The sequence below is a fragment of the Vibrio sp. THAF64 genome, assembly GCF_009363455.1.
Classification (GTDB): Bacteria; Pseudomonadota; Gammaproteobacteria; order Enterobacterales; family Vibrionaceae; genus Vibrio; species Vibrio coralliilyticus.
Genome location: NZ_CP045356.1, coordinates 960196 through 973041, shown reverse-complemented (window position 1 = coordinate 973041; position 12846 = coordinate 960196). Strand labels below are relative to the sequence as shown.

The 12846-nt window shown below is 44.4% G+C and carries 16 protein-coding genes; 14 read left to right on the top strand and 2 right to left on the bottom strand.

The genetic code is table 11. The features are described 5' to 3' along the window. Nucleotides 1-104: 104 nt before the first annotated feature. A complete protein-coding gene (locus FIU99_RS20905; RefSeq protein ID WP_006960105.1) occupies nt 105-1409 on the bottom strand; it encodes a dicarboxylate/amino acid:cation symporter in 1305 nt (434 codons plus the stop codon). Nucleotides 1410-1989: 580 nt separating this feature from the next. Between FIU99_RS20905 and FIU99_RS20900 the strand changes: the two genes are divergently transcribed. From FIU99_RS20900 to FIU99_RS20835, 14 genes are all read left to right on the top strand, one after another. After that, the gene (locus FIU99_RS20900; protein ID WP_006960106.1) at nt 1990-3201 is read left to right on the top strand and encodes an AraC family transcriptional regulator; all 1212 of its coding nucleotides are present in this window, start codon (nt 1990-1992) and stop codon (nt 3199-3201) included. A gap of 101 nt (nt 3202-3302) precedes the next feature. Beyond that, the gene (locus tag FIU99_RS20895; protein ID WP_006960107.1) at nt 3303-3503 is read left to right on the top strand and encodes a RebB family R body protein; all 201 of its coding nucleotides are present in this window, start codon (nt 3303-3305) and stop codon (nt 3501-3503) included. Between the two features lie 52 nt (nt 3504-3555). Further along, a complete protein-coding gene (locus FIU99_RS20890) occupies nt 3556-3822 on the top strand; it encodes a RebB family R body protein (protein ID WP_006960108.1) in 267 nt (88 codons plus the stop codon). Between the two features lie 23 nt (nt 3823-3845). Further along, the gene (locus tag FIU99_RS20885; protein ID WP_006960109.1) at nt 3846-4106 is read left to right on the top strand and encodes a RebB family R body protein; all 261 of its coding nucleotides are present in this window, start codon (nt 3846-3848) and stop codon (nt 4104-4106) included. Nucleotides 4107-4159: 53 nt separating this feature from the next. Then, nucleotides 4160-4423 carry a RebB family R body protein gene (locus FIU99_RS20880; protein WP_006960110.1) on the top strand — a complete coding sequence of 88 codons (264 nt, stop codon included), beginning with the start codon at nt 4160-4162 and terminating at the stop codon, nt 4421-4423. 59 nt (nt 4424-4482) lie between these two features. After that, nucleotides 4483-4776, top strand: coding sequence for a RebB family R body protein (locus tag FIU99_RS20875; RefSeq protein WP_006960111.1), 294 nt, complete (start codon nt 4483-4485; stop codon nt 4774-4776). A gap of 86 nt (nt 4777-4862) precedes the next feature. Further along, nucleotides 4863-5291 carry a RebB family R body protein gene (locus FIU99_RS20870; protein ID WP_006960112.1) on the top strand — a complete coding sequence of 143 codons (429 nt, stop codon included), beginning with the start codon at nt 4863-4865 and terminating at the stop codon, nt 5289-5291. After that, nucleotides 5278-5541: a hypothetical protein gene (locus FIU99_RS20865; protein ID WP_006960113.1), complete on the top strand. Its 264-nt coding sequence runs from the start codon at nt 5278-5280 to the stop codon at nt 5539-5541. Before FIU99_RS20870 ends, FIU99_RS20865 begins: the two co-directional genes overlap by 14 nt. A gap of 11 nt (nt 5542-5552) precedes the next feature. Continuing rightward, nucleotides 5553-5825 carry a RebB family R body protein gene (locus FIU99_RS20860; protein ID WP_019277222.1) on the top strand — a complete coding sequence of 91 codons (273 nt, stop codon included), beginning with the start codon at nt 5553-5555 and terminating at the stop codon, nt 5823-5825. A gap of 94 nt (nt 5826-5919) precedes the next feature. Further along, nucleotides 5920-6111, top strand: a complete 192-nt coding sequence (locus FIU99_RS20855) for a RebB family R body protein (RefSeq protein ID WP_006960115.1) — start codon at nt 5920-5922, stop codon at nt 6109-6111. A gap of 13 nt (nt 6112-6124) precedes the next feature. Next, nucleotides 6125-6391 (top strand): hypothetical protein, encoded by a 267-nt coding sequence (locus tag FIU99_RS20850; protein WP_006960116.1) that lies wholly within the window; start codon nt 6125-6127, stop codon nt 6389-6391. 161 nt (nt 6392-6552) lie between these two features. Continuing rightward, a complete protein-coding gene (locus tag FIU99_RS20845) occupies nt 6553-10077 on the top strand; it encodes a T6SS effector BTH_I2691 family protein (RefSeq protein WP_251768407.1) in 3525 nt (1174 codons plus the stop codon). 9 nt (nt 10078-10086) lie between these two features. Then, nucleotides 10087-10980: a hypothetical protein gene (locus FIU99_RS20840; protein ID WP_006960118.1), complete on the top strand. Its 894-nt coding sequence runs from the start codon at nt 10087-10089 to the stop codon at nt 10978-10980. 29 nt (nt 10981-11009) lie between these two features. Then, entirely contained in the window at nt 11010-11903 is an 894-nt protein-coding gene (locus FIU99_RS20835; RefSeq protein WP_006960119.1) for a hypothetical protein, read from the top strand. Nucleotides 11904-12167: 264 nt separating this feature from the next. Here FIU99_RS20835 and FIU99_RS20830 read toward each other — a convergent pair whose 3' ends face one another. After that, complete coding sequence (locus tag FIU99_RS20830; RefSeq protein ID WP_006960120.1) at nt 12168-12722, bottom strand: hypothetical protein; 555 nt, start codon at nt 12720-12722, stop codon at nt 12168-12170. Between the last annotated feature and the right edge of the window lie 124 nt (nt 12723-12846).

Here is a 12846-nt window from a genome sequence, read left to right as displayed (position 1 = left end):
AAAACCAGTCATTGCAGTTGCAGTTCTTCCGAACAGCTTCTTAATCAGAAATAAAAATGCCCCGTGTGAAAGCACGGGGCATGTATTATGTGTAGATAAGAAAGTTAAGCTTCTGCTTTTTTCAGATGAACTTCTTCTTCTTTCGCTCCGGCCATTGGGTCGTTGAAGCGTGACTCATCCAGAGCACCTTCTGACTTAGCAACGATAACCGTTACCGCGCTGTCACCTGTGATGTTTACAGCAGTACGGATCATGTCTAGTAGACGGTCTACACCCATAATTAGTGCGATACCTTCTAGTGGTAGGCCTACTTGGTTAAGTACCATTGCTAGCATGACCAGACCTACACCCGGAACACCAGCCGTACCGATAGACGCAAGTGTTGCTGTCATGATCACCATCAGGTAATCACCCATAGTTAGGTCAATGTTGAATGCCTGAGCAATAAAGGCTGTCGCAACACCTTGCATGATGGCCGTACCATCCATGTTTACGGTTGCGCCTAGTGGAACCGTGAACGAAGAAATACGGTTATCAACGCCCATGCGGTTCTTAGCGGTTTCCATCGTGACAGGGATTGTCGCGTTGGAAGATGCAGTCGAGAACGCAAACATGATGGCGTCTTCCATCTTCTTCAGGAAGGTGATTGGGCTAAGACCAGTGAAGCCTTTTAGCATCACGCTGTAGGTAACTAGGCCATGAATCACAAGTGTACCCGCCAGAACGAGGAAGTATTCTGCTAAGTTCAGAATTGCACTCAGACCTAGACCTGTGAATAGCTTCGCCATTAGGAAGAACACACCGTAAGGAGCTAGGTTCATCAGTAGCGCAACCAGCTTCATGATGACCTCATTAAGGTCAGCAAATACAGCGGCAATACGCTCACCTGGTTTACCCGCGGCACTGATCGCGATACCAAACAGTACAGCAAATACGATGACCTGAAGGGTTTTACCTTCAGCCATGGCGCTGATCGGGTTGGTTGGGAACATGTCGATAATGACTTGGCCCAGAGACGGTGCTTCTGCGGATTTGAATGAGCTCGCTGCGGTCAGATCAGCACCTGCACCTGGCTGGAATAGGTTACCCATAGTCAGTGCAAGCGTAATCGCAACAGCGGTTGTAGTAATATAGAAAGCGAGTGTTTTACCACCCATTCGGCCTAAAGTAGATAGGTCTTTCAGTGAGCTTGTACCACAAACCAGTGAAACAAAAACTAGTGGGACAACAAGCATTTTTAAGCTGGCAACGAAAATCTGGCCACCAACTTCAAACAGTCCATTGACGATGTATGTGTCGACAAATCCGTTGTCGGCAAAAAGGCTGCGAATCGCAAAACCTGTCAAGATACCCGCAACCATGCCCAGAATTACTCGGCTGGTTAGCGACATTGGTTTCTTGGTATTCATAGTGAACACTCCTTATAGTTATGCACCTTGAGTTCACTTCAAGGCGTGCAGGAGGTTATCAGTCGAACCGGAAAATACGAAAGTAAAATGCATTATCAGATTTATAGATGTGATCTTTATCACTGGAGATTATTGGGTTTTAACTCTGTGATAACAATGTTAGTTAAATGTTTTATCTAAGTATTTTCAAATTTCACATCTTGTTTGGGAGGTGTTAAAAAACAAGTCATTCTCATTACCTGTGGGATTAGGTGCATATGGAGGTCGGATGACTTGATGCTTGCATAGATAATCAATAGTTATGCACTTTTTAGTGTGCCTGATAGGGAGATGTTAAGCCCTTTTCATCGAAATGACGCACGGTTTTCCTTTGCCATCACTTGTTTCTCGTGCGTTGGGCGTGGATAACAACAGTTATCGTGTTAATTATTCCTTTGTAAATGCTAGTCACTTCATATTCAACGGGTTTCTCACTGCTTTAACCGTGAATTTAGCCAATAACACCAATTTACCTAGGGATGTTCCCCTTAGCATAGAAGCTCGACGTCAGAGACTACATTAAAATAAAGGAATAATTACAATGTCAGAGCTAAGCTACGCCAATACAGGAGCGGCCGGAAATGGCCTTCCTATGGTACTTAATAATTACAATTCGTTCCCACATAACCCTGTCAATAGAAGTGGAGCAGAGTACCCTCTGCTAGGCTTATCCCCTTCAATACAGAGAATCCAAAGTCAGATTGAATTTGCTGCCAGAACCAACTATCCGGTATTTATCAGCGGAGAGACAGGGACGGAAAAACGCTCCATAGCCTCTCTTATTCATCTCAACAGACTGGAAGGTAAAGGCCGTTTTATTCTTATCCCGCCAACCATCCATAATCAGTCACAATTTAAAGCGTATCTAGAGAGTAGCCTCAATCGAGCGAAGCAAGGCACTTTGTATCTATCTGAAGTCGATGTGTTGCCACAGGAAAAGAAGGACTATCTGACCACCTTATTCAGTCAGGAGGAGTTTCAAAGTTGCTTGACTGAAAAAAAGGTCCAGCTGATCGTCTCCTGTACCGAGTCAATCAACAGTGCGGAAGGAAATCGGCAATTTTTGGCTAAGTTACTGGGGACAGAGGTTCCGCACCTAGAGCTTCATATCCCGCCAGTCAGGGAGCGTAAACAAGACCTCTCCAACCACATCGACCATATACTCAATAAACTCCAGTCCTTTACCACTACACGATTTACCCCCGAAGCGATTCAGCTTCTTCATAAATACCACTGGCCGGGTAATGTTGAGCAGTTGCAGCGCGTCATTGTGACTCTAGCGTCCTGTTGCAATAACAACATTGATGTTGAAGACATTCAGAATCTCGATCTTTTCCCCGAAAGTGAAACCTTCGACATTGTTGAAGCTGTATTAAGTCAAGAGTTCAGTGGATTCCGTCATCTTCACCCAGGATTGCTAAAAGCGCTCAACTATATGAGCGAGAACTTCACCGAAGAACTGACGCTAGCCGATCTCTCTAACGCGGCGTTTACTAGCCAGTCCCACCTCTCTTATCTATTCCGCCAGCACATTGGCTACTCATTTAAGTCACTACTGGTACAGGTGCGTATCTGTTATGCCAAGCAGCTGATTGATGAATCACCGATGATGAAAGTGACGGAAGTATGCCTGCAATCCGGGTTCGGTGACCTGAGTCATTTCGAAAAAATGTTCAAGAGAAATGTCGGCTGCACACCACGTCAGTACCGACAGAAAGAACGAGAAAAAGCGCGTCTCTTTGCGACGAATTAAGTTGGTGAAAAGGCCGCAATTCTTGATGGATTCGACCAAGTTATCAAGCGGGCTTCTTCTTAATATGGAAAGCATAGAGACGAACATCAAGAGCCTCTGAAATGGAAATCAACATCGAGAAAATGCTGAGTCAATTTACCCCGACAACATCGCGCAATATGTACCTCAACATGGTGGCCGATTCGTTAGGGAAAGCATCACAAAATGCGACTCATGCTCAGCAGCAGATTCAGACCATAGTGGTCACCAATACGGCGTTAGGTTCCGGGTTGATTTATTCCATTGCAGCAAAAGGGTCTTAGTCAGTTTTGAGGTGCAATGCGGCACTTCTTAACCAGCAAAGGAGCATTTGATATGCCAGTAAATGATGCGGTCACCGATTCTGTGACGCAAGTAAACACCGAGGTTGTGGGTGATACCCCCGCTGTTGCGAGTGGAAACCTGTTGCTTTCCACCAGTCAGGCAATGGGCATCTCCGCACTCAACAGTACAGGGGCGAACCAACAAGCGACTTTGGTCCATCAGTCTTCGACAGTGCAGGGAGTGAACTCTTTGCTCGCTACAGGTACCGCGGTTATAGGCCGTAGTGTCGAACTCATCCTAGAACCTAGCGCAAGCTAATTAACTGAAATTAGGAGCAAATTATGCCAGTTAATGAACAAGTAACAGACTCAGTAACACAGGTGAACACGAAAGTTGTTGGTGAAACTCCAGCAATGGCAATGGGTAACTTGCTAATGTCTACCAGCCACGCTTTGAGTAATGCTGCTCACAACGCGACGGCTGCACAGCAGCAAGCACAAATCACTATGCAGGCTGCAACAGTACAGGGTGTGAACTCTTTGATGGCAATCGGTTCTTCGGTCATTGGCCGTGGTGCTGAAGGCATCATCGAAAAAGGCTAATTATAGCCAGGTTGGAAAAAACTAATTGTTAACAACAAATAAGGAACGAAACAATGCCAGTTAATGAACAAGTAACAGACTCAGTAACACAGGTGAACACAAAAGTGGTTGGTGAAACTCCGGCAATGGCAATGGGTAACTTGCTAATGTCTACCAGCCAAGCGTTAGGCACTGCAGCTCACAACGCGACAAGCGGCCAGCAGCAAGCACAAATTACTATGCAGGCAGCAACGGTCCAAGGCGTTAACTCGCTTATGTCTATCGGTTCTTCGGTTGTTGGCCGAAGCGCAGAAGGCATCATCGAAAAAGACTCGTAATGCCATACGCACCTTTGTCAGTCTGATGGCTGGCAAAGGTGTATTTGAAGGAGATGTGAATGAAAACGGTAAACACACCCCCTGATCAGGCAGAGTCAGCATTCCACGCGGCGAATCAATCTGTGGCTCAGTCCACCGCCATGGCACTTGCGGATGCAACAGACAATCTGCGCAACCTGAACACATTGAGTACCACTGCGATTGGCACAGCGTTAAGCCAACTTCTGGAAACGGGTGATCCAAAGTACATGGACATTATCGACCAGGCGCAAAAAGTGGTGACGAACGGCGCCGAAAACTTCGGTGTGGTCGGCGATAAAGTAGCGACAGTGCTACACGATCGCTCTCAGTAACTATTGCTGTTCTTCTCATTTCCATTTCAGGTTTGTGAGTTCAGCATTCGTTTCAGCGCCTGTTGAAGGCATCGCAAGGAGTGAACATGAAAGAGCAGGATACAAGATTCGAAAACGAGTTCGAACAGGAACTCTCGCAAAACGCTATCGACCAGTTTAATACGTTGCAGGCGTTCTCGTCGCAACCAACCAGCTTGCTGGAAACCACATTGGCTGACACGTTAGGTTTGTCCATGCATAACGCGGTCAGCACTCAGCAACAGTCTCAAATGACCACCGCGGCTTCGGTGACGAACGCCTGCGCCCGACTACTTCAGACTCAAACTCGACCGACGGTTGAGGCGAAAGTTGAGCCTAAAACTGAGCCCGCCATTTTTGTCGATGCCAGTCATCGGTTAGGAAGAGAAGACGGTGGCAGTGAAGACATTCAGGAAGAGGCTGAAGAGAAAAAACGCTCATTCAGCTTGTTACGTTTTCTGAAGAGAAACAAAGGGGCGAACGATGACCAGCAATGACACGATGAAGTTTGATGTCAATGAACAGCTCAAGCAGATTGAGTCGTTCACCGAGCGGCAACAACAGGATGTGCAAAAGTTGATTGCAGAGTCACAGAAGCGTTTTGGTTCAGGCCAGGTGACTGAGTCCATTGATGAAGTGGAAAGCGCGGTCACGGGTATGTTGGATAACATCGAAGGCCAGCTTGAGCAGGAAATCAGCAAAATCAATCAGCAGCTGCAGGAGCTGCTGCCAAATGAAATTCAATAAGTGAGGTTATCATGCCGAAAAAAGTCAACGAGCAGATCACGGACTCTGTAACTCAAACCAATACTCAAGTGCTGGCGGGATCACCAGCTAATGCGATGGGTAACCTGTTTACCTCTATGGGCTTGGCGATGTCGAACCTGAACAATAACGCGACTTCAGCGCAGCAACAGGCAAACATTGGTATGCAGGCGGCGACGGTTCAAGGTGTCAACGCACTAACGGCTATTGGTACTGCAGTTTTGGGTCGAGCAACAGAAGCGATCGTCGAAAAAGACGAAGAATAAACGTCAGCACACTTTGATTTTCTTGCCAAAAGTACCATTTGACCCAACGGCCAATTCAGTTAATGACATTGGCCTTTTGTTTTAGGAGTGAACCATGAGTGATAAAAAAAGTGCGGAAGACCTCAAACAAGTGTCAGAGATGATCGATCAGCTGACAGAGTCAGCCATGTCAGACACCATGGGTCTGCACATGCAAAACGCCGTGACCATACAGCAAGGTATGCAGGCAATTAGCAATGCTTCAACCTCGACAGCTTGCGCCTTGATCCTCAAAAAAGGCGGCTAACGGGTAGCCGCTCATGTCGAATGAGAGCACGACTGACAAGGCCAAACAATCGGTCGCTCAATCTACTGCCATCGCAGTGCAAGACGCTGCCGACAACTTGCGCAATCTCAATACCATCAGTACCACCGCTATCGGTGTTGCTCTGTCTGAACTTCTGGCTACAGGTGACCCAAAATACGTTCAGGTTATCGAGCAAGCTCAGAAAATCATGGAAAAAGGCACCGCCAACTTTGCCGAATTGGGTGAAAAAGCGGCTGATGTGGCAAAGAAATTTGGATAGTCAGGTGCTCAAGAATTTGTTTAAAAACACAACTTCTTGTTCAAATTAGCAAAATGTTGTGTAACCAAGAAAAGAAACATTTTAATTGTTTGAATTATTTAACTTTTTATTAGGTACGCTATTTGCTTAATCCAGATAGTTTTTGTCCGTCTGGTGTAACTATGAGCAACCACAACCCCCTTCCTCCTAAGAAATCCATGTTTTGGAACGATCAGAGCTTCAGCCATGATGATGCGGTCACAGCGTATGAGCAAGATGGCACTCTTACATCCTTTAATCAGATGTCTGACTTGGAATCTGATGATCTTGCAGGATCGCCACCTGAACACAGCATGTTTTGGGAAGGGGGGACGGAAAAAATTGAGCCGCCAGAACAAGGCGTACCCGAAGAAAAACTCAACTTAAAGAAAAAAGAGGTAGAAGGGGAAACAATCAATATTGTTCCTGTGCGTTACGCGATAGATGAAATCGAAGACCCGGAAGCTGAGCCTGCTACAAAGCCATTTGGATTGCCTGAAGATTGGAAGGGGAAAGGCTCAACAAAATACAGTGCAGATTCAGGCTTAAGTTATACGCTAAGACAACTGCGTGATGGTTGGCTATACGTTTATGACCACATGACAAAAGAGCTCGATGAATACGAAGTAAAGGGCGTGAACTTCACTCAGTATCTGATGGGCGAAAGTGAAGATCCTGAACTAGGTAAAGACAGCCGCGGTCAGGCACAAGAAGCAAAGCCTTATATCACTTATTCTACAAAAACCGCCATTTCATGTGTGTTCTCAAAACATCGTTGGAGCTGGGAAAGCTACGAAAGAGTCCGTGCTGGCGAAGCGAAGAACGGCCAGTTTATGTCTACTCGGGCATTAAAGCTGCCAGATGCTTCTGATGTCGGCGATATTGAGCTGTTATCACAAGTGGCGGATATAGAGGAGAGTGCGGTTGAGGACCAGCGTTTTGCTAACAGCAGTGTTCTAACCTCGGTGGATAGTGAGTACCCAGATCTAGAAGTGAAACCTGTGGCATCCGCAGCCGAGATTAAAAGTGCTTTACCCCCTGAAGAAGCTGCTTGCATCATGGCAATTGATGATTACTTGGCAGAAGGGCGGGATGTCTCTGCGTATTTTGTAGGTGTTGCATCTCCTTATCGGTTATTCGAAGAACAATACACCAACCAATGGGCTCTGATGCAAACCGCCATGCAGCTTTGCATGTTTGGCTCAAAAGATGATCTCAAGATGCCATCTATCGTCAAGCGAAGAGGCCAAGAGCTTGAGTTCTATAAAGACCTTTCTAGCTATTATTCGAGCCGAAATATTATTGATATTGCGAAGAAAAATGAGGCATACCCAGGGCAGTTCAATGAAATAAACAGTGAACTTAATAAACTCTATGGCTCGAATATGTCTTCGGCTATGGAGTCAAAAGAGGCGTATTTTGAAGAGAAATACAATGTCTCGCCTGCCAAACTAAAAAGCTACGATACATGGGCAGCAACAGATAAATGGAGAAAAATGCTGGACTGGCAGCGAATGTTCTCTGAAATGGAGGAGCTGACCAAGAAGCGCGAGGAACTCTTCGAACCGGTGGCAAAGGTGAGAGAAGATTTCCACAAGAACTTAGAGAAACTTTCCCCGCACCGTATTGAGTGGCTGATGGACTTATGGGATAGGGAAACTCAGGATGAGTTACTCCACTATCACATGCAAATAGTCGAGGCAGTCACTTTTATCCAAAGTGAACAAGATCAAGAGTTTGTTGCCGCACAATTTGACAACCCGACGACGATTATCCCACTAAACACCAGTGGTTTTAGCCGTGAGCTATTCAGTATTCTGGGTTCCGCTATTCCATTAAGTATCGATGATGCATCAGCGATTTCGGCGGATCAGCAAACAGAGTCTTCAATGCAGGACAAGTTTGCTTCGGCAGCTTCAAATTGGGGAAGCGCTACAGGTATTTACAGCAAGCTGGTGGATTTTCTAACCAACGAAGATGTTTATGGCAGCGAACTGCTTAAACCTCTGAGTGACGGAGCAAAGAATATTCACTTGCTTATCCACGAATTTGTTGAAGCGCTGTCACTTGCCGCGCCAAAAACGAGTGCTAGCTTCATCGCTCAGTCATCCGTACTGGTTCTATCTGCAGTTGCCCCGACTGCCACAGCGAATACAACGTACATGCGAATGGCTATGGCTGAACGCCTTGCTCTCAAGATGGGGCTGGAAGTGCCAGATGACTATTCAACGAAATTTGTCGAGTGGCGAGATAAGATCAAACGTAATGAGGCGACCTTAAAAGAATCCAAAGCGATGGTGGATGCGTTTAATCGTAATGATAAATCAGTATCCAAGAGTGCTTTCAAGGCAGCTCGGGAAAAATACACCAACGCTAAAAAAGTACTCAGAGCCAGCATGTTGGAGTACCCACAAAAGATTGTCTTACCGAGAGATTTCGCATCTGCGATGGCCAACGCACATATGGACATCCTTAAGGGTAAAATTGACAGGCTCGGAGATTACTATAAATCGGTAGGCGGGCTCGGCTTCATCGGTTTGTTATTCAACCTGATTTCATTTCATGACGCCTTGGAAGACGCATTTGAGGATGACTTTATTCAGACAGATGAGTATCTGGCAATTATTCAAACAGGGATGTACTCGCTTTCTGCAGTTGTCGGTATTCGTGCTGGGAAAGCTTGGTCTGAAGCGTTGACTGGTAAGGTGCATTTACGAAGAGCTTCGCTTAGAGCTTTGATTATCAAACGTAATGAACTCGGTGTTAAATCTGGAGAGCTAAGAAAATTAATGAGGTTTAACAAATGGTTAGCAGTTGGAGCTGTAATTGGGCTATTTGCTACTGCAATTGAAGGATATCGAGTGTATCAAAAGTATAAAGTTAGCTCAGGCATCGAAAGGCACCTATTGTTTGCTCAAGGCTTTTCGCTGGTAGCATCAGCAGGTGTATTGACAATTCAGACGGTAGGATACACGGGCTTTTTGTCTTTGTCTGTAACCGTAGGCGCTTTCGCTACAGGTGTTCTTGCAGTGGCCGTAATGATATATGTGGCAACAAACTTTTTACTTGAAGCTACAAAAAAAGACGACTATCAAAAGTGGCTTTCTGAGCTTCCTTGGGGACGTGATGCTAGTCGAAAACAGTGGAGCACAAGTCAAGATTTTGAGCTGCAAGTATCTGAAAATTCGGTGATAGTAGAAAAGGCGTTAAAAAAACTTCAAGATATTGTTCATCAGCCTGTTGTAAAGCAAACTCCTATAAATGCTATCGAACCTAATTATCATGGTCCTGCCGCTGTGAGAGTTACTCAGACAGCAATTAAAGTGGATGTTTTAATTCCCAATGGCGCGCGTATAGATGCTTTTCGGATTCACAGCAATTTTGATTTATCCACAGCTGAAAACATAAATTGGTTGTTAAATAAGCAAGACAACCAGCCTAGTAAATATACATTCACTCTACCAATTAGACAGAATGAAGAATATTTTACGATGAAGGTGGAGTACGTCGTTTTTGATAATGAGCCAAATAGTGAATCGGTAAGAAGTGCATATTTCTATCAAAATGCTGTAAAAAATGAAGTAGCATACACATCGAATTCTGATGAAAAGAAAGTTGCACGTTATTCATCGAATCTAACAGCTAATAGTATGACAGTTTTTTATTGAGGTGCGCTGGTGGCATATTTACCTTTTTATATCACTCCAGAAGAATTTACAGAGTTAGAAGATAAAAAAGAAAGAGAGTTTAGAGAAGCGAAAGACTCTCTTTCTTGGACCAGCTATAACCTCGATGAAAAAGATAGATGGATTCGAAAGAAGCTGTGGTTCTTTATCACGGCTTCCGTTTCTGTGTTGCTAATTGGGGTCGGGATGCTAGCAGACTTTGAAATGTGGATGCGTATGGAAGGGCTCGCTCTTGCTACAATGCTTGCATTGATTGTGGTGTGGTTTTCTACATACGTTAGCTATGCCTGCGATGATCGGTTTGACTATGTTTTCTCTAAAAGAGGAACCGCCGTCTTTCAACGCTTTGGAGAGCCTGATTGGGTACCTGCTGCCGTGAAAGGTATGGGAATTATTGGTAGTGTCGGGTGTATTATTTTAGTGGCTGTTGTTGGGCCTGTTGCTTTAGTGGGGCTTGGAGGTTTTATGCTAGTGTCGTTTGCTCTAGTGTCTAGAAAGCCTCATGAGCCGACTAGAATGGTTGTACCTACAGAGCAATACCTGATGGTTAAATATAACCGGAAGCGTAATGTGGTATGTATTTATTCTAAGATAGACGTATGTATGCCTTCTCCACATGAAGAAGACTCTGTGTTTCGTGCTCAGTCAAAGGGAGAATTATACCTTTTCCCTGAAAATTCAGCTCAATTCGACAAAATATTGAAAACGTTGAATGATAGTTCATCTATTAGTGTGGAAGAGGAGGACGATTATGAGGCGCTTTTTGACACGAAGAAACGGCCTCAGATAGTCAAAGCTGTTCGTCGAGCTAAAGCTACTTACTCGATGGAAGATGCGGTTAACAAACGTCACCTACCGACGCCACCCCCAAAAAAGCCTAGATAAATGCTTTAGCAAGATTTGAGTATTGGTTAATGTCGCATTTACCTTTTTATATAACGTTAGAAGAATTCTCAGAGTTACAAAAAAAACAGATAGAAGATATAGAGAATAGTACTCAGGTTTTTTCTTGGACCAGTTTTAACTTAGATGAAAAAGATAGATGGCTTAGAAAAAAGTGGTGGTTTTTTCCTATTCTATTAATTTCTGCACTTCTGATCGGTATTGGTTTAGTTGCAGATATAGAAATGTGGAAGAACATGGAAGGGCTTGCTATTTCTACTTTAGTCGGACTCTCTATAGGCTGGTTTGCAACATATATAAGCTTTGCATCGGATGATCGGTTTGATTACATTTTATCCAAAAAAGGTATTGTTGTGCACCAGAGCTTAGGTGAGCCACTTTGGGTTCCTAACGTAGTTAAAATTATTGGGACTTTGGGAAGCGCAGTTTGTTTAATCCTTGTTGCTTTTGTTGGCCTTGCAGTGTTAGTGGGTGCCGGAAGCTTTATGCTGGTATCGTTTTTTTTGATAAATAGAAAGCAAGATGAAGCTTATCGTCGAGTAGTTCCATATGACCAATTCATGGCTATAAGAGCTAATAGAGAAAGAAATATTATATGTATATTTACAAGTATTGATTCATGCATTCCATCAATGAAGAATGAAGGGTATATATATCGAGCCTTAGCGAAAGCATGTATACCTATTTTCCCTGAAAACGAAGCGCAATATTCAAACATTGTTTCACTGTTAGAAAATGATATTGGGCTAGTTGTTGAAAATGTTGAAGATCTCGACTTGATTTATGACTGTGAACAAGGTCCAGAATCATTCAAAACCTTCCATCAAAAAGGCGAGCATTATTCTATGGAAGATGCTGTGACAAAAAGAGATCATCCAGCTCCACCACCCAAAAAAGCAAGATAAAGCATGACTTAATGCCTAAGCCAACAAGATGCCTCGGTTAAACTGAGAATGACTTGTGAATACCTTGTAGAGTTTGGATTGAAACTCGAAAGGTAGGAAAGTGAATGCGGATTTTAGACTTAGTTTTCATTGTTTGGTTGAGCTTTTTAACGCTTTATCAGTTCAATACATTATTCCAGCTGCTTGTTGATGGTTGGTTATAGAGAAAGCCCATAGAGATCAGTCCCTATGGGCTTTTACTTTATAAGTGGCTTATCAAGTCTTCTACAACACTCTCAAACATTGCTCTGGCGGAAGACTGAGCAGCGTATTCGCAAAGTGAATCTTTTCATTGCGCCACTGCAGCCCAGCTTCTGGGCTTTCCTTAGACCTTCTGTCTGCCTCAAAATAGCTGTGCCTCGGTAAGCCGTCTGCAGGCGTCATGACCATGGACTGCTCATTGACTCGCATTGTAAACAAGAATTGGCCTCGTTGACCCGATTGAGCGCCTGGATGATGCAAGGTGGTGTCGCAGCAATAGCGTTTATCGCGCAGTGCTCGGCAAGTGTATTCAAAAGCATCCTGTGTGCCGCGACCGGGGAAGGCAGTGTAGATACTGATACCATCTCGCTGTAATACTTCACTCCCTGCGCCGAGCTTAACCGCGTATTGAACCAGCCTGAAACCTAATACCAATCCACCGATACTGTTGATACCGCTGTATTGAATGGCCCCCGCTAAATCTAGGCATAGACGGTCATCGTTTTCATAAAGGTAAAGTTCCGGTGAAGCCCACTCGCTTTGAGGAATTAGCAGTTCAGTGATGTCTGGTTGATTCATGTTGGCCTCCGCCGTTAGCTTGATATCATCAGGGTGATAATTTATACGAATGAAAATCATTATCAATAAATGATGACAAAAAGTTTGGCTTTGATTGAATGTAAATTCAACTCGGAAAGGTAAG